Here is a 22,739-nt window from a genome sequence, read left to right as displayed (position 1 = left end):
CTCCTATTTCATGGATTCCATAGCATCAATCCAGCTCTGGATACCGTTATCCGATTTGATCTGCTCAATTCCCTTACGAGTAAAGGTTCCTTCGGTGGCGATGGCGTCGCCGATCTCTTTGTAACTTAATGTCGGGTTTGCTTCGGCAAATGTGATTGAGCTACTGATGGAATGAACGACCATTTGGCGGGCGGTGGTTGGGTCCATGCCTTGCTTGGTACTCCAGTCTATCAAGGCTTGAATCAAAAAATAACTCCAGCCGTGTAAGCAGGCATGGGCCAGAGCTGTGTCAAATAGCGCTTCAGATGTGAGAGTTACCACTTGACCCAGCGAGGCGAATAACTCCTCAGCAAGAGGATTGCTTGGGAAAAGGGGGATTGGGCCGGCATTGACCTCTGCGCTGGTAGATGGAAGTGCTCGTACCAGTTCAGTTTGTTGTAATGCCGGGTACTGCCTGAGTTGTTCCAGACTGATTCCTGCGATGACCGATATGACGGTCTGTCCGGGCCGGAAGTTTATAGTTTGAAGTAAGTCGTCAAGATGCATTGGACGGACTGCAAGTAAAATAATATCGCACTGATCAACCACCTGCTGGTTGCTATCGGCAATGTTGCAATAACATTCTGCAGCCAGGTGACGGGCCATTGCTTCACCTCTGGGGGAGAGCAGTATGGATCGTTGGTCGTCACTGTTACGTAATCCTCTGACACAATAGCCTGCCAGGTGGCCTACACCAAGAATGCCCAAGTCTGTCATTTAAACTCCTTGCAGAAAAATCAATATAACGATCATATATGGTTTGAAATTGGTTAGGAAGGAGCAAAGACCGCCCGGGCAATGTTAAAAAAGCATAAAAAAACACCGGCTGTTGGGCCGGTGTTTTTTAAAAAGCTTTAGTTATAAAATATAATAAATATTATTTAATAAATAGCATTTCACGATACTTAGGCAATGGCCATAAATCATCAGCCACTAATGTTTCTAGCTTATCTGCTGACGCACGAGCATCGAGCATCAATCCGCATACGTCTTTAGCTAAGAAGTTCATATGTTCTTCTATCGTATCAAAATGATCTAATGCTATCGCTTCGCTTAGTTGCTCTACCGAAGCCATCATAGCGCTAGCTGTTTCGGCTACGGCACCGGGGGGTGAGTATTCTAGCGTTAAGCCCGTTGACGCAATACTGGACAAGTAACTGATAGCGGCTGGGAAGATCATGGTTGTTGCCATTTCGATTACGAGTTTGGCTTCAACTTCAATGGATAAAACATATTGTTCAGCATAAACCTCAAAACGACTAGCGAGTTCTAGCGGCGTAAACACACCCGTCCTGGAGAACAGGTCAATAACTTCTTGCGTTTTTAAGACAGGCAAAGCATCAGCGGTAGTCGGGATATTCTGTAAACCGCGTTCTTCCACTGCTGTTTTATGCCATTCTGGCGAATAGCCGTCACCACCAAAAATAACATTGCCGTGCTCTTCCATCAATTCTTTCAGAACGGCAAACACCGCTTCCGTTTCATTACTATTGTTGCTGAGGGCTGCTTCTAACTTACCTGCAATCCATTCCAGCGAATCAGCCAGCATGGTGTTCATAGCGACCAACGGGCCAGAGACAGATTGTGATGAACCTACTGCACGGAACTCGAAGCGGTTACCTGTAAACGCAAAAGGAGATGTACGATTTCGGTCACCAGGATCACGCTCAAATTGCAGGATTTGCGACAAGCCAAGATCCATCAAACCGCCACTGGTAGGAACATGAAGCGCGCCCGTTTTAATATCATCAAATACTTTTTCCAGCTGAGTACCCAAATAAACGGATAGGATTGCTGGAGGCGCTTCGTTTGCACCTAAGCGATGATCGTTTGCGGCAGAAGCGATAACTGCACGCAATAATGGTCCAAACTTGTGCACGCCACGAATTACTGCACCACAAAAGAGCAGGAAGTTAAGGTTTTCATGTGGCGTGTGACCTGGATCGAGCAAGTTACCTTGGGTCGCATTACCTACTGACCAGTTGACGTGTTTTCCAGAACCGTTAATGCCGGCAAATGGTTTTTCGTGTAACAAGCAAAGGAATCCATGTTTTTTGGCGGTGATTTTCATCATCGTCATTAATAACTGCTGATGATCTGCTGCAACGTTTGCGGATTCAAAATACGGTGCGATTTCAAATTGTCCCGGGGCGACTTCGTTGTGATGAGTTTTTGCCGGAATACCTAAACGATATAATTTGTCTTCGAAATCTTGCATAAATACCTGAACGCGTTCAGGTATGGCACCAAAGTAATGGTCATCAAACTGTTGGCCTTTAGAGAGCGGAGCGCCAAACAGAGTTCTCCCCGCCAACAGTAAATCAGGGCGAGCGTTTGCAAAGTTTTCGTCGATCAGGAAGTATTCTTGCTCAGCGCCACAGCTTGAATTTAATGTGGCGATATCTGTTTCACCCATTAATTTCAATACTTTCTGAGCGGCGCTATCCATCGCAGAGTTGGAGCGTAATAAAGGAATTTTCTTATCTAGCGCTTCACCTGTCCATGACATAAACACACTAGGAATCATCAATACAGCGCCATTAGCTGTATGCATCATATAAGGAGGGCTGGTTGGATCCCATGCTGTGTAACCACGGGCAGCATTGGTCATGCGCAAGCTGCCGTTCGGGAATGATGAACCATCTGGTTCACCCTTGATGAGCAAGCTACCCGTAAATTCGGTAATACAGGTGCCATCGGAATTAGTAATAATAAAACCATCATGCTTTTCTGCAGTGGCATTGGTCATAGGGTAGAATATATGAGAGAAGAACTTGGCACCTTTAGACATCGCCCAGTCTTTCATCGCCGCTGCTACGATATCAGCAGTACTCGGCTCTAGCACGGCACCCGATTGCACGGTCTTCTTAATCGCTTTAAAAGCAGATTTTGATAATGACTCTTCCATTTGATGTAAACCAAACACGTCACACGCCCATATTTTTTTGAGCGGTTGTGTCATTTCTGTTTCAAATGGTTTAGCGCTGGTGATTTCCTGAATCGCTTTTAAACGAGATTTATTACCGCTCATATGTATACTTCTCCTAGGCATCCTAGTGTTCATGATGGACAGGGTTAAGAAATTTTATCTATTATATAAAGCAATAACCGTGCCATATTAATGTGATGTGTTTTAAATAAACAGAGATATCTATGGGCACGTTCAATATTCAGGACAGGCGCGATATCAAAACGACTCACAATCAACTATTCCTTCAAACCATATTAATGCACATAACCGCCGCTAGTATAAGTTTTTTTACGTCATCATTTTCTGGTACGAAGCTTGATATTTTTAGAACATAATTATCTGTACTGGTAAACATTTCTTTGCCTAATCCACCGATAGTATCGTTATCGTTTTGAATCCAGTGAGTGCCCGTATGATTCGCACTGCATTAGAATGGCCTTGGAGTTGAAAAGGCACAGGATGACTGCGCTCCACTTGTTCCTATTACCTGACGATTATCGAACTTTACTATTGCGGACGCCTATAAAGTAGCGCATCTCATTCACGAACAACGCCTTGACGAGGGTTGGGTTCCTGTTGGTAGGAAGATAGGGTTTACTAACTTGAATATGTAGCCTATATATGGCGTGTGCGAACCAGTATGGGCCTATTTCTACGACAAATTTATACGACAAAACAGTAACTCAGCTTACTGGATCACTGAGTGAATGTTTTATTGGCGCGTACTCTGAACCCAAAATTGAGGCCGAGATAGTTTTTCACTTTCGTGATACTCCTTCTGTCGGTGCCACATCATCAGAACTGTTGGAGTGTACTGATTGGATTGCTCATCGGAGAACGGCAAACGGTAAGACAGCTTGGGCATAGTACTATTCAAGATTCAGAAAGATTCGAAATAGCACTATCTTGCAACTCAACGTTGTGTGAATTAGGCCATGGAGCAAATGTTCTGGGTAGCCCGCTTAAAGCCGTTATATATTAATATCAGTCCTTTCGAATCAAAGTCATGCGATACCGATTCAAGCAGGTGAGCTAGTTACAACTGGAACATTAACATCAGCATTCGCTATAAATGCAGGACAAGTCTGGTGTGCCAGCTTAAATGGGATTTCGTTACCGGACCTGAATATTTGTTTTTAAATATCGGTTTTAACCTAACAAATCATTGCAGTGGTCAAACCATTGAATGATGCATTATGTCTAAAAAAGAGGGTTTCAATGTTTAAGCTAGTATGCATATTTATCACATTATTTTTGTCGAGCTTTTTTCCTGTATGGGCGAATAATGACTTTTCGGTAGGCTTTAAAAAAATTGAAGTAACCTCAAAAGAAACGAATACAAACTTCCCCATGGCGGTTGTCTATCCAACCCATACTCCATCTAAATTGGTTAGGTTTGGGCCGTTTGAAATGGAGCTTTCGATAGGTGAAGCAATTGCAGAGGGAACGTTTCCGTTGGTGATCATTTCTCATGGGTCAGGAGGCTCTAATTTAGGGCACAGAAGTATCGCGTTTGCACTCGTTAAACAGGGCTTTATTGTAGGGATGCCATTGCACCCAGAGAATAATTATAAAGATAATTCTGCAGAGGGTTCGGTTAGGAATTTCAAGAATAGACCTCTGCATATTAAATCATCTATCGATGCTTTACTGTCAGTTCCAGAGTTTTCTGCGAGTATAGAAATTAACAAAATTGCCGTCGTAGGTCATTCGATAGGTGGTTATACAGCTTTGGCAACCGCCGGTGGTGTAGCTAATACAGGTCACATTATTGAGTTGTGTAAAAGTGGTCTTCAATTGAATGAGCCTTTTTGTGGCGTGGTAAAAGACAATCAAATGATGTTCGTGGAGATTCAAAACAAACGTGACGAACGCGTTAAGGCAATAGTTCTAATGGCTCCGGTAGGTATGTTGTTTAATTCGGAAGACGCCTTAGCTCAGGTTAATATTCCAACGCTTCTTCTCAGGGCTGAAAAGGATAATGAGTTAACTGAGCCTTACGAATCAGAACTCATTGCTCGGAATTTTCAAAACAAGAAATTGCTTACTTATCAGACAATTAAAAATGCAGGGCACTATTCGTTCATAACACCGTTTCCAGATAGTATGAAAAGTGATCTTGGCATTGTTGCGCAAGATCCAGAGGGGTTTGATCGCAATGCGTTTCATGACACGCTAGGAATAAAAATAGGTAGTTATCTGTTGAACGCACTTAATTAAAAAATCGACTGATTAAGTACCTTGGCGATTAATTTATTGTTTATCTCTTGGAGTGATCTGTGAATATTAGGAAAGCTGAAGGGAGAAGACTGCTCTCGGCAGCTTTGAAATATACGAGGAGTGATATTGTTACTGTCAATGTTTCTCTATCCTCTGTGCCTGCCTATAAAAAATATGGCTTTAATTATACGGGTGATGTATCCATATCAGCAGGTTTGGTGTACCAGCCTAATGGAAGTTGAACTTGAAAAAATTAACCAGCAGGCCGCGAATCCCGCGGGTAGGGCGATATCTGAAAGCGCAACAAAGATTAGATTTAATGTTGCAGATATCGACGCTGCTTTACGAAAAGTGAAAGCCTATGGGCTAAAGGCTGAAATCATCAGAAGTAGCTGGGGTTCTACGATAAATATTTTTGATCCTGATGGTAATAGGGTCGGCATCAGGGATGAGATTGGATTTCGTGATCAAAACTTAGCCTAGTAAATGCATCAAGGCTCGTTCACTTTGGGACTGGGAACTATAAAATAAAGTAAGCTGTAGGACAGAACAGGATGTAGAAAAGATCCATTAATGTCGCTTATTGGTTTAATATCTGACTAAATTCATCTGCGATAAAATCAAATACTCGACGAACTCTAAGGCTTGTTCTTAATTCTTGATGGCAAACTAACCAAATGGGCAATTTCATTACTGGCCCCATGTGTTCGAATGCACGAACGAGGCTTGTTTCTTTGTCTCCCATATCTTCAGGGAAAAAGATCACTCCCATTCCTTCCTTGCAGAGCTCAAGCTGTAATAACTGGAATGAAGTAATCAACTGAAAATTATGCTTCGATAGTTGCCAGCCTTGTTGATTGAGTCTATCCGATACCATGTTACTTCGGTCAAAGGCGATGATTTGGATATCGGTGAGTTCTGAAAAATCTTTGAAGGGTGGGAGCTGCTCTAAGTAATCTTTAGTCCCGTAGAGCCATATGACTTCCTCTCCGAGTTTTTTAGCGATCAAGTCGTTTTGCGTCGGGCGAAAGCTCCGAATAGCAATATCGGCCTCGCGCCGTTTAAGATCGCTGGCTGCGTTCGTCACGATCACTTCTATATCAATACCGGGTTCTTCTCGGCGTAACTTCGCGATTATTTTGGGTAGCCTGACCGTAGCATCTAACTCTCCGGCAGAAATAATCACAGAGCCTTCAAGTTGTTGAGATTGACCAGTGGCGGCTAATGAAAACTGCATAGCGGCATCACCCATTACGCGAGCATGCTCTAGTAACTCCATTCCACTGTCAGTCAAAACTAGCCGCTGTCCAACCCGCTCAAATAACGTGATACCAAGATCTGCTTCAAGTGCTGAAACTTGGCGGCTTAAGGTCGGCTGTGTTAAACCTAAAGCCTTGGCTGCTGCAGATAAAGTTCCTTCTTCTGCCGTCACTAAAAATGTACGAGTGTGATTCCAATCGAAATTTACAGCGCTCCAATTCATACGAATATGCATACCTATTATTAAGAAACCACAATATATCTACTATTTTTGTATCGGTATAGTGGTTGCCAATGAAGTGATATGTGGAGAACAGCTTATGACTACTCTTGTAGTGGGTGCCAGTGGGGCAACTGGTCGGTTGCTGGTTAGGCAGTTATTAGCGCAAGGGCAGAAGGTAAAAATTATCGTTCGCTGCGTTGATAGTTTACCGGATACCTTAAAACAAAATGATCATCTCATGATCACTCAAGCCAGCCTCTTGGAAATGACAGATGCCGAGCTACTAGAGCAAGTGAAAGGGTGCAACGCCGTTGTTTCGTGTCTTGGTCACAACTTAACCTTTAAAGGAATGTTTGGTCACCCAAAGCGTTTGGTTACGGGTGCGGTTCAACGTTTATGTAATGCCATTGAGAAGACCGCGCCTGCTGCTCCTGTAAAATTTATCCTAATGAACACCAGCGGCAACCAGAATAAGCGAGCGGGAGAAAAGGTGTCGACGGCACAATTTATCATTGTCAGTCTGATAAGGTTTTTGCTACCCCCTCATGCCGACAACGAGTTAGCAGCAGAGTATTTACAATCAAATTTTGGAGCTAAGCAAAAAGTGATCGAATGGGTTGCGGTGCGTCCCGATAGCCTCATTGATCACGAGTTAGTCACTCAATATGATGCCTATGCATCTCCTGTACGCAGCGCTATTTTTGATGCGGGCAAAACGAGCCGCATCAACGTTGCGCACTTCATGTCTGAGCTGATTATTCACGGCGAAATATGGAATAAATGGAAGCACCAAATGCCTCTGATTTACAACGGGCAGTAATGCAACGGATAAAATAGATGATCAACTGCCCTATATTGGGGCAGAGATCTGGTCTTGTTCTCAGTGGTTACCTATTCCTTCAAAACCATATCAATGCACATAACCGCCGCTAATATAAGTTTTCTTACGTCATCATTTTCTGGTACGGAGCTTGATATTTTTAGAATATAATTATCCGCACTGGTAAACAGTTCTTTGCCTAATCCCGCCCATTTTTTAGAAACATGGGCAAATTCTTCTCCATCATTTTTAAAATGGAAGTCCCAGCCGGTCCATTTGCCTTCTAGCTTGCAAATTGTTTTATCATTTTTATTCAATACATCAAACTTTCCGCCAATTGAAAACAACTTCTGTTCAAACCCACCGATCGTATCGTTATTGTGGTCAGTAACAGTCACTTTCGACAGAAAAATTGAAATACCCCGCTGGATGCGAACAATAGGCTGTCCATCCGGCGTTCTTATTTGAATGTCGAATGGCGTCATTCGTTTATAGTCGGTAAAACGTAAAAATTTAGTGAAAATGCCTAAAGATGGCTCTCTGCATTCCATAATGATTTCTCCCGTTGAAGGGTCATAAATATCAAAATTATTGGCCGCCTTAAATATTCCTGTATGTTCTTTAACCAAAAATAAATTATTATTAATTACATCGTTCATATTTAATTTAGATCCATTAGATAGCACCCCAGAAAAAGGGATAAATGATGTGGGTGGTCAAATTCACTTGCTGCCTGCAGCTATCGCCGCTGCTAAGTCATCTTTCATTTGCATTGAAATCCGTGAACGCTCCAATGCCATCTTAGCGTGATGCTTTGCAGCATCACGCATGGCAGCATCACCGACGGAGGCCAGTGTTTGCAGCGCTTTTTGTAGCCGGACAGACACCTCGACCGTGCTCGCGCCATCGCGGGCGATAGAGGTGAACGCATCATCAAACATGTCGTGAACGGAGAGCTCAGGCATTTCTACACGATCATACTTCGGCATCTGTTCTTCTTTAGCGAGTATCGGTTCATTCCATTGGATAAAAAGCCGAAGCAGCGTTCCGATAATATCAATCGCCGTGCCGGGGTCATTGACTGCAGGGGATAAAGCCCGACCTGCAATCTCGGATAATACGACTAAGCCGAATCGAGGGTCGTCATCGAAAAGGCGGGCGCGCCCTATCTGAAATGATTCGGCGATCTTCTTGCAATCATTCCATGTCTGATCACAGGGGTGGCCACTAATATATGCCAACGCTTTATCAGGTGTTGCAAGCATGCCGGGTAGAGCCGCTACGATTATTTGTACCTGCGCTTGTTCTGCCCATGCTTGCAGTGCAGACACATCGATATGTTGCACATAACCGATGCTTGGTGCGAAAACGGGGCGGGAGCGTCCTTGGAAAGTCACCGGTGCACAGCGTAGCGTTGGATAGGTCTGTCTAAGCTCAAAGGCCCTGGCAGTGGTTCTTTCAACCTTTTCTACGGTCGAACCCAGACGTCCGAGACGGGCGATGCAGTCAACCCAGTAAACAAATGTGATGATCACCATACTGAATACGATCGCCGTCAGGACAAAAAGTATGAAGAGACCGGCGGTATCGAAGTAGTGATTTTTGACGGCTGTTAAAGCGACGATACTAAAAATGAAAGCACCAACAAAGGTAGAAAGGGCATTCTGGGATGTGTCGTCGGCCATGACCAGTGTGAATGACCTCGGAGTGGCGGTGCTGCTGGCTGAAGCATAAGCGGACACCATCGACGATACGGAAAAAGTAGCAATGACCAGCATGCTCGCAGCCATAATAGAGAGAAGCGTTTCGATAGATTCTTCCGCTATCGTAGGTAGTATGTGCGTTAAGAGAGTGCTATCAGCAAGTTTTGCGACGAGTGCTGCCACGACTGAGAGCAGGCAAACGAACATGGGTTTCACCCAAAGCCGTTCACTAAAACGATTCAGCTTAAATCTTAAGCGATCTATTGAAACCAGATAAGACATTTCGATCTCCTTAGCGCCACATTAGGCTGAACTCTCTGATCGTGTAAGACTCGTGTGATTCTTGCGGCTAATCAAGTACTAAATTTAATGGATGCTATTCTTTTGCTTTAAGCAGTGCAGCTACCGCCTTTTTGGCTGTTGTGATCAATCCCAGGTCCTGTTGAACTTGCAATCGGGCCACCAGCCCCTCGTACAATAATTCGATAATCGAGGCGAGGTTAGTATGAGAGCCTTCTATATCAGCATCTTCGATAAAAGCTAAGCGACGCTTTGTCTCAGCAAGTGATGCTACCTTGTGGGCGATAGCCACCTTATGAATAAAGTTATCTTCATCGGGGTACTCGCCACTTGCATTGAGAAATATACAGCCACTGAAATGCTGACTCTTCACCAGCGCTTCTAATTCATCGAAGCGGGCAAGCATCAACTGTTCCGCAGACAGCAGCTGATAATCATCCCGCTGCCATCCAGCCTGCTGGCGCTGACTAAAGACGAGTAAGGCGTCTCTGATTAAGATCTCTTTTGATTCGAAGTGGCGATACAGGGTGGTTTTTGAAATGCCGGAAACCTCCACAATACGGTCAATACCGGTTGCATGAAACCCCTCGTTCATAAATAGATTCAGTGCTATTTCAATCAACTGTTGCTTCTTTTTGGACACAATAAAACTCAATTTAGTAGCCGTAATCTGGCTATGATAACAAAACAGTACAGATTTGTAACTTTGTGTTGACCGGGTGTGTTTAAATCAATAAGGTACAGATCTGTACCGTTTTGGTGTCAAAAAAACCGAGGTGAATATGACCACTCTTTATAGCTTTCCTTTTTCACTACCCTGTTACCGGACTCGCCTGGCTGTCGGCTTGCTGGCGCATCCTGTTAACGTTATCGAAAATATTACGGGTTGGATGTCGCGCTTTGAAAACTTAGCCGGTTACCTCAAACCTGTAAAAATGTCAGGTAACTAGTATGTCTGTCACTATACAAGCTGTATGTTTTTCAGCTGAATCGGAAGATCAGGAAGCGCTTTTGGACAGTGTCCTGACAGAGCAGGTATTCCTCAGTCAGGCTAATCGAAAAATGCTAGCCTGGGCAGCAGCGCTCGCTTGCCGGGACCAGTCTGTGATTGCTTTAGTTAAAAACTGCTTAGGAGCACTCGCTGAAAATGAAAAGCGCGAACTGCTGTTCGCGGTAAACCGCATGTCAGTTACTAACCCTTATTTTGTCAGCCGTGGAGTTATTGATCTGGCAGCGGGGGGCACGTTAGACGCACTCAGCTTACGCTCGTTTGAAGATATCAAGGTAACCAACGAGATTGCTTACCACTATGCCTGTGTTGGCGTTTCTATGGTAAATGGTGGTTATAACTGTTTTCGCAGTCACAGCAGCAGTTTAAGGCAACTCGGCGAGACCGATCAGGCGATTGACCAGGCGCTACGGATTACCGCTGCGCTGATGGCGGCCCGGCAAATTTCCTTTAATCAAACGGTCTTATAAAACCAGTGCAAAACATGGAGCTTAAGCCTAAATTCATGTAGCCGGGTGAGATCTGAGCATTTTTGTATTTATGTTGCGCGGCAGGTCGCTATAATGACGCCACCGCTTATGTGCGAAATGAATGAAGGAAACATAATGTTCGAAGATCTGCATCTGAAAATACGCATCCTTGAAAAATCTGATTATCCGCAGCTTAAAGACTTGATGGATTCGATTTATGACGATATTGGAGGAGCGTGGCCAGAACATACGATCTTTAAGCTGATGGAGGATCTGCCCGAGGGGCAGATCTGCCTGGTTGACCGCGATACTATCGTGGGGGTAGCGTTATCGGTACAGGTAAATTATCTGCGTTTCAGCAACCCGCATACCTATGATGATTTGATCAGCGCCAAAGAAACCATTCTTAATGATTCCGCAGGCGATGCGCTTTATGGCTTAGATGTGCTGATCCATAAGGATTACCGCGGGTTCCGTTTAGGCCGGCGTTTATACGAAGCCCGTAAAGAGTTATGCCGACAGCACAATTTACGGGCGATTTTAGCGGGCGGGCGTATCCCTAACTATTATCAGCATTCCGATGAAATGTCGCCGGCTGAATATATAGAAGCGGTTGATCATAAACGCATCTACGACCCTATCTTAACATTTCAGTTGTCGAATGATTTTCAGGTTACGCGCCTGCTTAAGCAATATCTGCCGGAGGATGAAAAATCCCAGGGCTATGCCACCTTATTGGAATGGCGGAATATTTTCTTCGAACCGGAAAGCAGCGTGCTCGATACACGTAAAACCCTGGTGCGTATTGGTGCGATCCAATGGCAAATGCGCGAAGTAGAATCCGTTGAGGAAATGCTAAAGCAGGTCGAATATTTTATTGATGCGTTGTCCAATTATAAAAGTGACTTTGCGTTATTTCCTGAATTTTTCAATGCGCCGCTGATGGGCTTAAGCCCTAACCAGCGCAACCAGACCGAGGCGATTCGTTTTGTAGCGAGCTTTACTGAGCGTTTTAAAAACGAAATGTCGCAAATGGCGGTGAGTTACAACATCAACGTGATTACCGGTTCCTTACCGCTGGTAGTAGATGATCAGCTCTACAATGTCAGTTACCTGTGCCGTCGGGATGGTACGGTCGAGTCACAAAGCAAAATTCATATTACGCCACATGAGCGTCGTGACTGGGTTATTCAGGGGGGGAATGAGTTACGCGTCTTTGAAACAGACGCGGGCCGTATCGGCATTCTGATCTGCTACGATGTTGAGTTCCCCGAGTTGGGCCGAATACTTGCCGAACAAGACATGGATATCCTCTTTGTGCCTTTCTGGACGGATACCAAAAACGGTTACTTACGTGTTCGCCATTGTGCACACGCACGTGCAATAGAAAACGAGTGCTATGTGGTCATATGCGGGAGCTGTGGCAACTTGCCACAAGTAGAAAACCTGGATGTGCAATACTCGCAAGCGTCAGTATTCTCGCCATCAGATTTCGCTTTCCCACATGATGCAGTCATGGCTGAAACAACACCCAATACAGAAATGATTATGTTCAGTGATTTGGACTTGGATAAATTGAAATCTGTGCGCAGTGAAGGCTCAGTCAATAACTTAAAGGATCGTCGAACGGATCTTTACAGCCTTGACTGGAAAGGCGTTAAATAAAAGTAAAAAGGGAGCCTGTCGATGATATTTGCAAAAGGTTTTACTGAAGCACGGGTGAAAACGGCCTCTGCTGAAATTAATCTGGTGCATGGTGGTTCGGGAGCGCCCCTGCTTCTTTTACATGGTTACCCGCAAACTCATGTTATCTGGCGAGAAGTCGCTAAGCATCTCATGAATCATTTCCATGTTATCTGTCCAGACTTACGCGGTTATGGTGATAGCTCAAAACCGCCGAGCACTGAGGATCATTCTCCTTATTCAAAGCGTGTGATGGCGCAGGATATGGTCGAGGTAATGGCTTCTTTGGGTTATCCGGAATTTTTTGTGGCGGGTCATGATCGTGGCGCCAGAGTGGCACACCGAATGGCGCTCGATCATCAAGAGAAGGTCAAAAAAGTCTGTGTGATGGACATCGCACCGACCTATCATATGTTTCAGAATACCGATCAGGCGTTTGCCACAGGTTACTATCACTGGTTCTTCCTGATTCAACCTAATGGGCTACCTGAGCACATGATTGGCGCCGATCCCGCTTATTATCTTACCGAAAAAATGAAGCGCTGGAGTGCGCCCGGTGCAGTATTCAGCGATGAAGCGATGGCTGAGTATATACGCTGTTTCAGTACGCCAGAATCGATTCATGCCAGCTGCGAAGATTATCGTGCTGCCGCGAGTATCGACCTGCAACATGACGAAGAGGATATCGATAAAAAAGTTAACTGCCCACTGCTTGTCTTATGGGGTACGAAGGGGTTTGTACACCGTAGTTATGATGTCTTGAATGTATGGCGCGAGCGAGCTGAAAAAGTAGAGGGTAGAGGGGTAAACTGCGGACACTTTCTTCCGGAAGAGGCGCCTGATGAAGTCGCCGCTGAATTGCATCGGTTTTTTACTTAGAACCTTTACTTAGAACCGTTACTTAGGTGCTTTGCTTAGGCTCTTTACTTAGATAGTGCCCACGAATGATTAATAGTGGGTCGTATTTATCAGTAATTACGCATTATCGTTCCAGTCCAGGTCGCAGCAGAAAACCCGTATATCGCTTCCCACCCGGAATGCCTGAGACAGGGTGACACACATCTGAGAGTCGGCAACCGACAGGTAAGGCTTGCTGACATAAGTGGTGCCCGGCCGTTCTAGGGCACGGTAGTGATAGGGGCGATGTGACCAGTTGGCATGGTTACCACAAAGTAGCGGAGCGAAGCGAAGTTCGATTTTTGAATGGTGGCGTGGTGCATAAATGCTGTTGGTGATTTGGCAGCCCGCTTCATCCAGTAAGTAACTGCGTGCTGTTCTTGGATCGCTGAAAAGTTGAGCACTACTTTGCTGTAAATCCTTGTGTTGCGTAAACTCACCGACTGCGCGTTGAAACAGCTGTTGTATAAGTCGTGTTTCTTGTTGTCGAGTGTTTCTTTGCTGGGTGTGCAGATGTCTTTGGGTATTTAACAGCAGGTCAATTTTATTTGATTTACCGGTATGGGGCAGCAATTCTGCGGCGGGACGAGCAAAATAGAAGCCTTGCATCATGTCGGCGTTCGCAGCAATAGCCACGTTTGCTTCGCGTTCTGTTTCGATCCCTTCCAGAACCACCAAGCTGCCGGCTTCGTGGAGTAAAGCAATTATCCCGGACAATATACGTTCAACTCTTTTGCTCAGGCCTGCCTGTCGAACCAGGTTACGGTCAATTTTTACTATGTCAGGTTCAAGTTGCCAAATTCGATCAAAGTTAGAGTGGCCGGCACCAAAGTCATCGATAGCGATGAGGCAACCGAGCTGACGGAAGTTGTCAATGAAGTGCTGTAAGCGGGCCAGATCGTTTATTTCGTTTTCTAAAATCTCAATAACTAAGCGGTGTGGTGGAAGTCCGGATGTGTTGATCAGACGCTGAGTGAAGCCGATATCGGGCTGCTCGCTGATCAGTGACTGGCCATTCAGGTTTATGAACAACCATTCATGGCTTGAATGCTGACGGGTAAAGTTCTCTACGTGCAGTGTGCGGCACAGGCGATCCAGCTCAAGCATCTCCTGACCATTATCAGGCAGGGCAAACAATTCAGCGGGCGATTGCGGTGAACCGTTGGGCAGCTTAGCACGCACTAAACCTTCATAACCGATGGCCCGGCGATGTGCGATGCTGTAGATCGGCTGAAAATGACTGGTAAGCATGCTGTCGTGATACGGCCTGAAAATAGCGGAAGAATCGAGTGAGCTATTATTATTCGGGTCGTATAGCGTCGATCTGAAAATTAAATCACTCATATCAATGACGCCTCTGTGTTTGTTCCAAGCCGGTTAGCGCTTTATCTACCAATGCCAAAAGTTCATTGATGGCTAAAGTAGCTTTTTCGAAATACAGTTTGGCCTCTATCTGTGGATGGGCAGAATTAAGGAACTCCTGTTCCAGGCAGACGAGAAAGTCGCTAATGGCTTCTCTGGAGTTATGCAGGTTCATCGGGTTGCTTTTGCTATGCCCCAGTGTGGCAAAAGCGGATGCAGATAGCCGTTGGACTTTTTCATGCAGGAAACGCAGTCGCACCCGCTGAGCCGCGCTGCTGAATCGTTCTGCAGCGATACCTGTTCCCAGTGCCCGCGCTTGGCCTGTCCACTCAGCGGTTTGCACCACCTCCTGCCAGATGCAGCTCAGATAACTCTGTTGCTCCTGGCTCAGCGCCAGTTCGCCGGCAATATCTTCAAACAGGAAAATGGTAGTGCGGATCAGCTCATGGTGGTTCAGTAGGTTTTTAGCGGGATCGCATACTGATCCCTGACCTATCTGATGCCACTGACCCAACAGTGGCTGCCACGCCGTTGTATGGGTTGAGTTGAGCTGTTGCGCCCGATGGATGCTTTTATCGAGTCTGGCTCGAGTCATGGACAACTCGGCTTTCATGCTGATATCCCCGGCTAATAACCCCGTACTTAAGCCTCGATGTCGCTGAAAATCGCCAAGTAGCGTACGTAACAGTTTTAGCTCGCCAATGTTGGCGGTGAGGCGCTTTTGTCGTTGCCATGTCATGTTCCGATACAGCGAGTAGAAAGACAGCATCATACAAGCCAGTAGGATAATAACTAATAGAGGAGACCATTGCAGATCGAAGAGTGTGATCATGATTATTACTCCGTAAGCTGGGCAAGATGGCGGGCGATAGTGCGGGTTTGGTCGGCGGCATGCAAATTATCGATATTGCCCTGAGATACCTGATCGGCGAGCGTAGCGATTTCGGTAACGGCCAGACTTTGCTGCTCTGTACTAACGGCGACCTGTAGTACCTGTTCTGTCAATTCCTGTGTGCGGCTATAAGCTTGATCAAGCCGGGACCCCACGACTTCCGAGCTACGCAGGCTGTGTTCAGCATGCGCAGACAGGTCGGACATCTTGGCGGAGGTCGATGCAATATGTTGCTGAACCGTCTTAATGCTGAGAGTGATCTCAGCCGCTGATTCCTGACTATGGCGGGCCAGGGTACGTACTTCGTCAGCGACTACCGCAAAACCTCTGCCACTTTCACCTGCCCGTGCCGCTTCAATAGCGGCGTTTAGTGATAGCAGGTTAGTCTGGTCTGCAATGCCCTGAATAACACTCGACATCTGACTGATCTGTTGGGAATTGTTACTCAACTCGTTCATCAGCACATTGGTAGCAACCGCCTGTTCGACGATACCTGCGACACTCAGGACCAGTTCGCGCAAATGATAGATGCCATCCTCAAGTTGCTTGCTGGCGTCCACGCTGGTTTGCCGCGAGGCATCGGCCAATCGGGTGACCTCATGGATACTGACGTTAAGCTCTTCGACTGCCGCAGCGGCAGTACCTGCCGCATCGCTTTGTCGCTCAGCACTCTGAGTCACGCTGATGGCGCTTTGTTCAAGCTCCTGAGAAGAGTGGGAAATTTCCTCAAGGCGTTGCTGGAGGAGTAATTGTTGGCGGTTGGACATATTCAATAGTTGTCGAAACTGGCGTGTCAACGGTTGGAGTAGAAGCCATTCTGAGCTACCAGGTAGCTCAGGTGTTGCTCTGGCTGCTCCGACCTGACAGCTTTTGCTAAGCCGTAATATTTCACTCTGTAGAAGCCATAAGCTAGATGCGCCGAGGTATCCGGGGAGTAGTATTAAGGACCATAGCGGTTGAGCAGGGAAGAATCCAGCCAGCAGTACACTGCTAATTGACGTGAGTAGTAGCGCTATAATCACGCCATTAATACCAATGTGATATAGCAGCAGAAACACCGGGTAGCTTAACCACAACATAAGGATTCGCTCCAAAAAGCAAAAAACCTTCGTAGCCGCGGGTAAAAAAGGCTAAGAAGGCATCATTGCCGAAAAGTAGATTAGTTCTACGTGTTAAGTAAGTGTTAAGCAAAAATCAGGCCAGATGTAGCACGAGCTGTGTGCTATGCGTATATTCCAGCCGGCCAGTCCGTTGTTGAGTGCTCTATTGCCCTGTTATCTTTCGTGAGGCGGGAGTAGTGCACCAGAATAGGGCGAGAGGTAACGCGAAAGCGCCACTTGTTAGATACCCGAATCAGAGTGGGTTTTTTACGCAACACTATTTAACCACACTAAAAACATGACATTTCGCATAAATGGGTTATCCATAGCATTACTCTTTCGTTCCCGTTAAAATTCCGCGTTAAACCCGCCTGCCACGTCAGTATCCAGAATTAAGTGAGTTCGCCACATGAGTAGAAAGATTGAATTATTAGCACCCGGTGGGGATGTTGAAGCGATTAAAGCCGCCGTTATTGCCGGTGCCAATGCCGTATATTGTGGCTTAGATACCTTCAATGCCCGTAACCGCGCCACTAACCTTTCTTTTGAAGACTTGACGGGCATCTTACGCTTAGCGCACAAATATGATTGCGAAGTGTTTTTGACCTTAAATGTGGTCATTCTCGAGCATGAAGTCCCGGGAATGATTAAGTTATTGAACAAGCTGGTTAACTCAGGGCTAGACGGCATCATTGTTCAGGATCTGGGTGTGTTCAATTTAGTTAAGAAGCATTTTCCATCGCTCGACATTCACGCCTCAACGCAGATGACAACGGTGAACGAAGGGCAAATTCTGTTCTTAGCAAAAATTGGCGCATCTCGCGTTAACTTGTCGCGCGAGTTAAATATTGGCGAAATCAAAACTATGACGGCGCTGGCACACGAGCATAATGTGCTCACAGAAGTCTTTGTTCATGGCTCTTTGTGTATCGCGTTTTCTGGCCAATGTTATTCCAGCTCAGTGAGTGTTGGTAATTCAGGTAACCGTGGCCGCTGCAGCCAGGCGTGTCGTGATGAATATGAAATTACTGAGGCGGGCAATCGCTTTCCGCTTAACCTGAAAGATAACTCTGCGTATTTCGATTTGCCGCAGTTAGTCGATGCACAAGTAGATTCATTAAAAATAGAAGGGCGCATCAAAGGCGCACACTATGTTTATACCGTGGTAGACACCTGGCGTAAGCAGGTAGACCAGTTTGTTAAAACAGGAAAGCTACTGGCCGACGATTCCAACTTACACCGGGTTTTTAACCGCGACTTTACGAACTCATTTTTACAAGGCAATCTCACTAAGGATATGTTTATCGACAATCCTCGTGACCACAGTGTTAAACACGCCGTTGATAACAGTAACGCAATTTCTGTGGTGCAAGTTCAGGAAGTAAGAGAAGAACTCTACACCCAGAGAAATGATCTTGGCGCTGAACTCGCTGATAAAATCAAATACCTCAGCATCGCTAAACAGCCTTTGGCATTAGCTTTTACGGGCGAGCTCAACGAACCTTTGTGTTTAACCATGACCATTGGGGATGACGACAAAGTTTACACGGTGCAAACCGAATCAGCGCTCAGGGTGGCCACCCAACTAACGATAGATAAGGCAGCATTAGAGAAGCGTTTTAAGAACTTCGCCATCAGCGATTACACGGTCGAATCTTTTGACTGTAGCGGTTTGGCGAGTGACTTAAGTCTGCCGTTTAAAGAACTGACCGTATTAAAAAACCAAGCGGCCTTATTGCTCAATAATTCCGTAGAAATCATTCCACACGTTGACGTAGCGCCGTTAGTCAGCCATAAAAAAGCCACCAGCAAACCGACTTTGTCGATATTGATTGCTGACGAAAAAGATAGGTACTTGTGCGACCTGACAGACGCCGATGTGTATTTCAAGCTGCCAGAAAGCTGGAAAAAAGACTGTGATAAGCACATCGATATTTTCCGGCGCAACCCCCACTTGATCCCATGGTTTCCTGCCGTATTAATTGGCAAAGATTACGACGAGTCTGTGCGACTATTAGAAGAAGTTCGACCAGCCCGTATCGTCAGCAACAATACGGGCATTGCCTACAAAGCATTTGAAATGGGTATCGAGTGGATTGCCGGGCCGTTCTTAAATACGACCAACTCTTACGCCTTGTTAACGTTAAAAGAAGAATTGAACTGTGCCGGTGCCTTTATTTCAAACGAAATTAACCGTATGCAAATTAAAAAAATTGCACGCCCGGAAAACTTCAAAATGCTCTACAGCATTTATCACCCGATTCTGATGATGACCAGTCGCCAGTGCTTCTTCCAGCAAACTGTTGGCTGTAAAAAGCCGAGCATCGAAGATGGTTGTATGCTGAAATGTGAAAAAGCCACCACGATTACCAATGTCAAAGGCGTTTCTTTTGCCATTGATAAACAGAAGGGCGGCTATCCGAGCATCTATAATGACGAGCAGTTCCTGAATTTCGATATCGTTAATGATTTGGCTGATCAGTTTGATGAATTCTTTATCGATTTAACCAATATTGGCGCCGGCTCCAAAGTGGAACAAGACAAAGCACAGTTGGTGACCCACTTTGAAAACTTCCTGAATGGCGATAACCAGGCGCAGCAGCAGTTGAACAATATGATTACGGTGTCTACTAACGCGCAATACAGCCAGGGTCTGTAAGGTGCCTGGTTGTGAGGTAACTGTAAGATGGTAGTGGCCTTGCCAATTTTGTATTCACTACAAAACTGCCCGTATGCAATGCGGGCAAGGCTGGTCATATTATTAGCTCAGCAACCGGTATTGTTGCGGCCTATCACGATGAAGAATAAACCCGCTGAAATGTTGGCAGTTTCTCCAAAAGGTACAGTGCCTGTTTTGATTCTCAGATTGCCCGCCGATATAGATAATAAAATAAAAGAAAAACAACAGGTTATAGATGAAAGCTTAGATATTATGTTGTGGGCATTACAGCGTAACGATCCAGAAAATTTACTCTATTCTGAGCGAGCAGATGCGCTCCCTGAAATGCTCAAAATAATTGAAGAGAATGACAAACAATTTAAGCCCAGTCTGGAAAAATACAAACACGCAAAACGTTTCCATGAAAAGACTGAAGAATCTTTTCGCCTTGCGTGTGAGCCTTTTATTCAACGGCTAGAGCAACGGTTAACGCAACATGAATTTTTAATGGGCGCAGCCCCCAGCTTACTTGATTACGCGTTACTCCCTTTTGTTCGACAGTTTTCCAAAGCCAACCGGCACCTGTTTTTGCAGGGTCCGTATTCTCATCTGCAGCACTGGTTAAATCATCATGTACAAAGCCACTTGTATGCCAGAGCTATGTTTAAATATCCGTTATGGTTAGATAGTCATGAAGAGTTTGTCTTTGGTGAATGAACCACCTCTCCTCAATCTACGCCTCAGCCTACACCTTAGTTAGCTTCTTACCAGAGACTGGTTTTATACTCAATTTCGCGATTAAGCCCTTTTGATTAATGAGTAGTTAACATTCAATTGCTATGAATGGTAAGCTTCCTGAAGCAGTATTCTAGCCCATTGGTCTATAGTTATACTGGACGCACATAATCAACTGTACTCGAACAATTTCACGTTGCCTCTGCATCCTGATGAGTGGGACGTTCTGTTTTCATTTTGCTTTCCGAAGGATCTAATACATGTGGTTACGCACGAGTTGTGATTTGACGTTCGATATTACAGTACCAACACCTTTCATATTAATGTTGCGGCCACGCAGTGGAGCTCAGCAATGGATAGCACGCGAAGAATATAGGATCGTGCCGTCTATGCCTGTATACGAATTCACGGATAATTACGGTAATCTGTGTCAGCGCCTCGTCGCCCCTCCCGGGACTTTCTCTGTGCACATTGTCGCTGATGTGATGACCGCAGACCACGTAGATCAGGCACCTGGAGCACCCTTTGTCGAGATTCAGAATCTACCCGATGCCGTGCTCAGTTATTTATTACCCAGTCGATATTGCGAGTCGGAGCAATTTGGCCAGATGGCTACGGCAATTACAGCAGAACAAACCTTGGGTTACGATCAAGTCGCGGCTATTGAGGCGTGGTTACGCACTAATATTCGTTATGAACCAGGAAGCAGTGACGTGCCTGTATCGGCCGTAGAGATCAACGCAAGACAGTCAGGTGTCTGTCGGGATTTATCACACCTTGGAATTGCTTTGTGTCGCAGCCTGAGTATTCCGGCCCGGTTGGTTGTGGGGTATCTCTACGGGCTTCAGCCTATGGATTTGCACGCATGGTTCGAGGCATTCATTGATGGCCGTTGGTACACTTTCGACGCAACCCAGGCCGAAACTATCGGCGGGTATGTCGCCATTGGCTACGGACGTGATGCAGCAGATGTTGCTGTCTATAATCAGTTTGGCCCTCCGGTATTCCTGGCTGCGCAAAGTGTACATGTTGAGCTTATCGAAAACGAAGAAGCTTAAGCTGCCGTGAAGTCCGCAATAACCAGACCTTTATTCTTAATAAAACGATTAACGCTATGTCGCACTGATTTTACTCTTTATTTACTCTTTATTTGCTCTTTGGCACGTTAGGAGGTTTTATTGGCATGGAAGGCGGTATTGATTTCTGTTATTTCTCGTATGTTGTAGCTATCTCCTAATCTAGGAGCCAGAGGTCATGTTGTCGGGAGTTTTTCTGATAACATCAGTACGTATCACGTACGGCTGAGATGTACTTCACGCAACTCCCTAACGGGAATATAACGATAAGAAGGGTTTACCATGTCTCTTAAAAAGTCTCTTAGAAATCAATTAGCGACTACGTTGCTGTCATCTGCTGTAGGTCTGGCCGCTTCTTTTAGCGTCATGGCAGCAGAGCAAACTTATGTAACGATCGGTACCGGTGGTCAAACAGGCGTTTATTACGTTGTTGGCCAGTCTATCTGTCGTCTGGTTAACCGTGGCACAGAAGAACACGGCGTTAAATGTACAGCGCCTTCTACCGGTGGTTCTGTTGCTAACATTAATGCGATCCGTCAGGGCCAGCAGGATATGGGTCTGGCTCAGTCTGACTGGCAGAACTATGCATTGGAAGGCACAACGCATGAATCTTTTATTGCGCAGGGCCCATTTACTGATTTACGCGCGATGTTTGCGGTTCATAATGAGCCCTTCACTGTAGTGGCGCGTACTGATTCTGGCGTAGAGACGTTCGACGACTTAGTCGGCAAGCGTGTTAATCTGCAAAACCCGGGTTCGGGTACACGCGGCACGATGGAAGTGCTGATGGACTTAAAAGGCTGGACGCGTGACTCGTTCAAACTGGCAGGTGAGCTAAAAGCATCTGAGCAGGCTCAGGCGTTATGTGATAACAAAATTGATGTCATGATTTACTCTGTAGGGCATCCATCCGGAGCAATCAAAGAAGCTACAACTTCATGTGCAGCTAAAGTGATTCCGGTAGAGGGTGAAGTTATCGATAAGCTTATCGCTGAAAATGCTTACTATGCGCCAGCAATCATCAAAGGTGGCATGTATGAAGGCACGGACAAAGACGTAAAAACTTTCGGTAATGCAGCCACGATGGTCACCTCAGCTAACGTAAGTGCTGATACAGTCTACTTAGTTGTTAAATCTGTATTCGATAACTTCGATCGCTTTAAAAAGCTACACCCTGCATTTGAAAACCTGGACCCTAAAGAAATGATCGCTAACGGCTTGTCAGCTCCGTTGCATGAAGGCGCTATCCGTTACTACAAAGAACAAGGTTGGATGTAATTTACTACTAGCCAAAGAAGGGGTGTCAACACCCCTTCTTTC

Annotated in this window: 20 protein-coding genes and 1 pseudogene; 12 read left to right on the top strand and 9 right to left on the bottom strand. The window is 45.6% G+C overall.

Features of this window, described 5'->3' with window-relative positions:
- Positions 1 to 3: 3 nt before the first annotated feature.
- Together Nant_RS10750 and Nant_RS10745 are read right to left on the bottom strand one after the other, a co-directional pair.
- The gene (locus tag Nant_RS10750; protein ID WP_054341648.1) at positions 4 to 756 is read right to left on the bottom strand and encodes an NAD(P)-binding domain-containing protein; all 753 of its coding nucleotides are present in this window, start codon (positions 754 to 756) and stop codon (positions 4 to 6) included.
- Between the two features lie 160 nt (positions 757 to 916).
- Complete coding sequence (locus tag Nant_RS10745) at positions 917 to 3,070, bottom strand: glutamine synthetase III family protein (protein WP_054341647.1); 2,154 nt, start codon at positions 3,068 to 3,070, stop codon at positions 917 to 919.
- A 1,158-nt stretch (positions 3,071 to 4,228) separates the two neighbouring features.
- On the opposite strand from Nant_RS10745, the gene Nant_RS10740 reads away from it, so the two are divergent.
- The 3 genes from Nant_RS10740 to Nant_RS10735 are packed head-to-tail and all read left to right on the top strand — an operon-like array spanning position 4,229 to position 5,713.
- Complete coding sequence (locus Nant_RS10740; RefSeq protein WP_082400189.1) at positions 4,229 to 5,230, top strand: alpha/beta hydrolase family protein; 1,002 nt, start codon at positions 4,229 to 4,231, stop codon at positions 5,228 to 5,230.
- 59 nt (positions 5,231 to 5,289) lie between these two features.
- Complete coding sequence (locus Nant_RS21905; RefSeq protein WP_076496005.1) at positions 5,290 to 5,472, top strand: GNAT family N-acetyltransferase; 183 nt, start codon at positions 5,290 to 5,292, stop codon at positions 5,470 to 5,472.
- A complete protein-coding gene (locus Nant_RS10735) occupies positions 5,462 to 5,713 on the top strand; it encodes a VOC family protein (protein ID WP_076496006.1) in 252 nt (83 codons plus the stop codon). Before Nant_RS21905 ends, Nant_RS10735 begins: the two co-directional genes overlap by 11 nt.
- 97 nt (positions 5,714 to 5,810) lie before the next feature.
- Here Nant_RS10735 and Nant_RS10730 read toward each other — a convergent pair whose 3' ends face one another.
- The gene (locus Nant_RS10730) at positions 5,811 to 6,713 is read right to left on the bottom strand and encodes a LysR family transcriptional regulator (RefSeq protein ID WP_082400187.1); all 903 of its coding nucleotides are present in this window, start codon (positions 6,711 to 6,713) and stop codon (positions 5,811 to 5,813) included.
- A gap of 97 nt (positions 6,714 to 6,810) precedes the next feature.
- On the opposite strand from Nant_RS10730, the gene Nant_RS10725 reads away from it, so the two are divergent.
- Positions 6,811 to 7,533, top strand: a complete 723-nt coding sequence (locus Nant_RS10725) for an NAD(P)-dependent oxidoreductase (protein ID WP_054341644.1) — start codon at positions 6,811 to 6,813, stop codon at positions 7,531 to 7,533.
- Between the two features lie 71 nt (positions 7,534 to 7,604).
- On the opposite strand, the gene Nant_RS10720 is transcribed toward Nant_RS10725, so the two are convergent.
- From Nant_RS10720 to Nant_RS10710, 3 genes are all read right to left on the bottom strand, one after another.
- Positions 7,605 to 8,192 carry an LURP-one-related family protein gene (locus tag Nant_RS10720; RefSeq protein WP_054341643.1) on the bottom strand — a complete coding sequence of 196 codons (588 nt, stop codon included), beginning with the start codon at positions 8,190 to 8,192 and terminating at the stop codon, positions 7,605 to 7,607.
- Positions 8,193 to 8,255: 63 nt separating this feature from the next.
- The gene (locus tag Nant_RS10715; protein WP_054341642.1) at positions 8,256 to 9,518 is read right to left on the bottom strand and encodes a DUF2254 domain-containing protein; all 1,263 of its coding nucleotides are present in this window, start codon (positions 9,516 to 9,518) and stop codon (positions 8,256 to 8,258) included.
- 94 nt (positions 9,519 to 9,612) lie between these two features.
- Positions 9,613 to 10,179: a TetR family transcriptional regulator gene (locus Nant_RS10710; protein ID WP_054341641.1), complete on the bottom strand. Its 567-nt coding sequence runs from the start codon at positions 10,177 to 10,179 to the stop codon at positions 9,613 to 9,615.
- A gap of 139 nt (positions 10,180 to 10,318) precedes the next feature.
- On the opposite strand from Nant_RS10710, the gene Nant_RS21310 reads away from it, so the two are divergent.
- The 4 genes from Nant_RS21310 (at position 10,319) to Nant_RS10695 (ending at position 13,577) form a co-directional block, all read left to right on the top strand.
- Positions 10,319 to 10,486, top strand: coding sequence for a hypothetical protein (locus tag Nant_RS21310; protein WP_156298831.1), 168 nt, complete (start codon positions 10,319 to 10,321; stop codon positions 10,484 to 10,486).
- Position 10,487: 1 nt separating this feature from the next.
- Positions 10,488 to 11,015 (top strand): carboxymuconolactone decarboxylase family protein, encoded by a 528-nt coding sequence (locus Nant_RS10705; protein WP_054341640.1) that lies wholly within the window; start codon positions 10,488 to 10,490, stop codon positions 11,013 to 11,015.
- A 132-nt stretch (positions 11,016 to 11,147) separates the two neighbouring features.
- On the top strand, positions 11,148 to 12,680 hold the full coding sequence (locus Nant_RS10700; protein ID WP_202905000.1) for a bifunctional GNAT family N-acetyltransferase/carbon-nitrogen hydrolase family protein: 1,533 nt from the start codon (positions 11,148 to 11,150) through the stop codon (positions 12,678 to 12,680).
- Between the two features lie 21 nt (positions 12,681 to 12,701).
- The gene (locus Nant_RS10695) at positions 12,702 to 13,577 is read left to right on the top strand and encodes an alpha/beta fold hydrolase (protein WP_054341638.1); all 876 of its coding nucleotides are present in this window, start codon (positions 12,702 to 12,704) and stop codon (positions 13,575 to 13,577) included.
- 96 nt (positions 13,578 to 13,673) lie between these two features.
- On the opposite strand, the gene Nant_RS10690 is transcribed toward Nant_RS10695, so the two are convergent.
- The 3 genes and pseudogenes from Nant_RS10690 to Nant_RS21900 form a co-directional block, all read right to left on the bottom strand.
- Positions 13,674 to 14,939 (bottom strand): sensor domain-containing phosphodiesterase, encoded by a 1,266-nt coding sequence (locus Nant_RS10690; RefSeq protein WP_054341637.1) that lies wholly within the window; start codon positions 14,937 to 14,939, stop codon positions 13,674 to 13,676.
- 1 nt (position 14,940) lies between these two features.
- Complete coding sequence (locus tag Nant_RS10685; protein ID WP_054341636.1) at positions 14,941 to 15,789, bottom strand: nitrate- and nitrite sensing domain-containing protein; 849 nt, start codon at positions 15,787 to 15,789, stop codon at positions 14,941 to 14,943.
- A 5-nt stretch (positions 15,790 to 15,794) separates the two neighbouring features.
- Positions 15,795 to 16,259, bottom strand: a pseudogene (locus Nant_RS21900) (methyl-accepting chemotaxis protein); the annotation flags it as partial.
- Between the two features lie 1,099 nt (positions 16,260 to 17,358).
- Here Nant_RS21900 and Nant_RS10675 point away from each other — a divergent pair.
- From Nant_RS10675 to Nant_RS10660, 4 genes are all read left to right on the top strand, one after another.
- The gene (locus Nant_RS10675) at positions 17,359 to 19,608 is read left to right on the top strand and encodes a peptidase U32 family protein (protein ID WP_054341634.1); all 2,250 of its coding nucleotides are present in this window, start codon (positions 17,359 to 17,361) and stop codon (positions 19,606 to 19,608) included.
- Positions 19,609 to 19,647: 39 nt separating this feature from the next.
- The gene (locus tag Nant_RS10670) at positions 19,648 to 20,325 is read left to right on the top strand and encodes a glutathione S-transferase (RefSeq protein ID WP_238377120.1); all 678 of its coding nucleotides are present in this window, start codon (positions 19,648 to 19,650) and stop codon (positions 20,323 to 20,325) included.
- A gap of 278 nt (positions 20,326 to 20,603) precedes the next feature.
- Positions 20,604 to 21,401, top strand: a complete 798-nt coding sequence (locus Nant_RS10665) for a transglutaminase-like domain-containing protein (protein ID WP_054341633.1) — start codon at positions 20,604 to 20,606, stop codon at positions 21,399 to 21,401.
- A 300-nt stretch (positions 21,402 to 21,701) separates the two neighbouring features.
- Complete coding sequence (locus Nant_RS10660; protein WP_054341632.1) at positions 21,702 to 22,697, top strand: TAXI family TRAP transporter solute-binding subunit; 996 nt, start codon at positions 21,702 to 21,704, stop codon at positions 22,695 to 22,697.
- Positions 22,698 to 22,739 lie beyond the last annotated feature (42 nt).

The organism is Neptunomonas antarctica (assembly GCF_001305295.1).
Lineage (GTDB): Bacteria > Pseudomonadota > Gammaproteobacteria > Pseudomonadales > Balneatricaceae > Neptunomonas > Neptunomonas antarctica.
Note: the sequence above shows the minus strand (reverse complement) of the source record. Positions and strands in the feature narration are given on the sequence as shown.

Bases quoted from the DNA above. Each gene is read 5' to 3' on its own strand.
- Nant_RS10750 (WP_054341648.1), bottom strand. From the start codon at position 756: ATGACAGACTTGGGCATTCTTGGTGTAGGCCACCTGGCAGGCTATTGT.
- Nant_RS10745 (WP_054341647.1), bottom strand. From the start codon at position 3,070: ATGAGCGGTAATAAATCTCGTTTAAAAGCGATTCAGGAAATCACCAGC.
- Nant_RS10740 (WP_082400189.1), top strand. From the start codon at position 4,229: ATGTTTAAGCTAGTATGCATATTTATCACATTATTTTTGTCGAGCTTT.
- Nant_RS10735 (WP_076496006.1), top strand. From the start codon at position 5,462: ATGGAAGTTGAACTTGAAAAAATTAACCAGCAGGCCGCGAATCCCGCG.
- Nant_RS10730 (WP_082400187.1), bottom strand. From the start codon at position 6,713: ATGAATTGGAGCGCTGTAAATTTCGATTGGAATCACACTCGTACATTT.
- Nant_RS10725 (WP_054341644.1), top strand. From the start codon at position 6,811: ATGACTACTCTTGTAGTGGGTGCCAGTGGGGCAACTGGTCGGTTGCTG.
- Nant_RS10720 (WP_054341643.1), bottom strand. From the start codon at position 8,192: ATGAACGATGTAATTAATAATAATTTATTTTTGGTTAAAGAACATACA.
- Nant_RS10715 (WP_054341642.1), bottom strand. From the start codon at position 9,518: ATGTCTTATCTGGTTTCAATAGATCGCTTAAGATTTAAGCTGAATCGT.
- Nant_RS21310 (WP_156298831.1), top strand. From the start codon at position 10,319: ATGACCACTCTTTATAGCTTTCCTTTTTCACTACCCTGTTACCGGACT.
- Nant_RS10705 (WP_054341640.1), top strand. From the start codon at position 10,488: ATGTCTGTCACTATACAAGCTGTATGTTTTTCAGCTGAATCGGAAGAT.
- Nant_RS10695 (WP_054341638.1), top strand. From the start codon at position 12,702: ATGATATTTGCAAAAGGTTTTACTGAAGCACGGGTGAAAACGGCCTCT.
- Nant_RS10690 (WP_054341637.1), bottom strand. From the start codon at position 14,939: ATGAGTGATTTAATTTTCAGATCGACGCTATACGACCCGAATAATAAT.
- Nant_RS10685 (WP_054341636.1), bottom strand. From the start codon at position 15,789: ATGATCACACTCTTCGATCTGCAATGGTCTCCTCTATTAGTTATTATC.
- Nant_RS10675 (WP_054341634.1), top strand. From the start codon at position 17,359: ATGAGTAGAAAGATTGAATTATTAGCACCCGGTGGGGATGTTGAAGCG.
- Nant_RS10665 (WP_054341633.1), top strand. From the start codon at position 20,604: ATGTGGTTACGCACGAGTTGTGATTTGACGTTCGATATTACAGTACCA.
- Nant_RS10660 (WP_054341632.1), top strand. From the start codon at position 21,702: ATGTCTCTTAAAAAGTCTCTTAGAAATCAATTAGCGACTACGTTGCTG.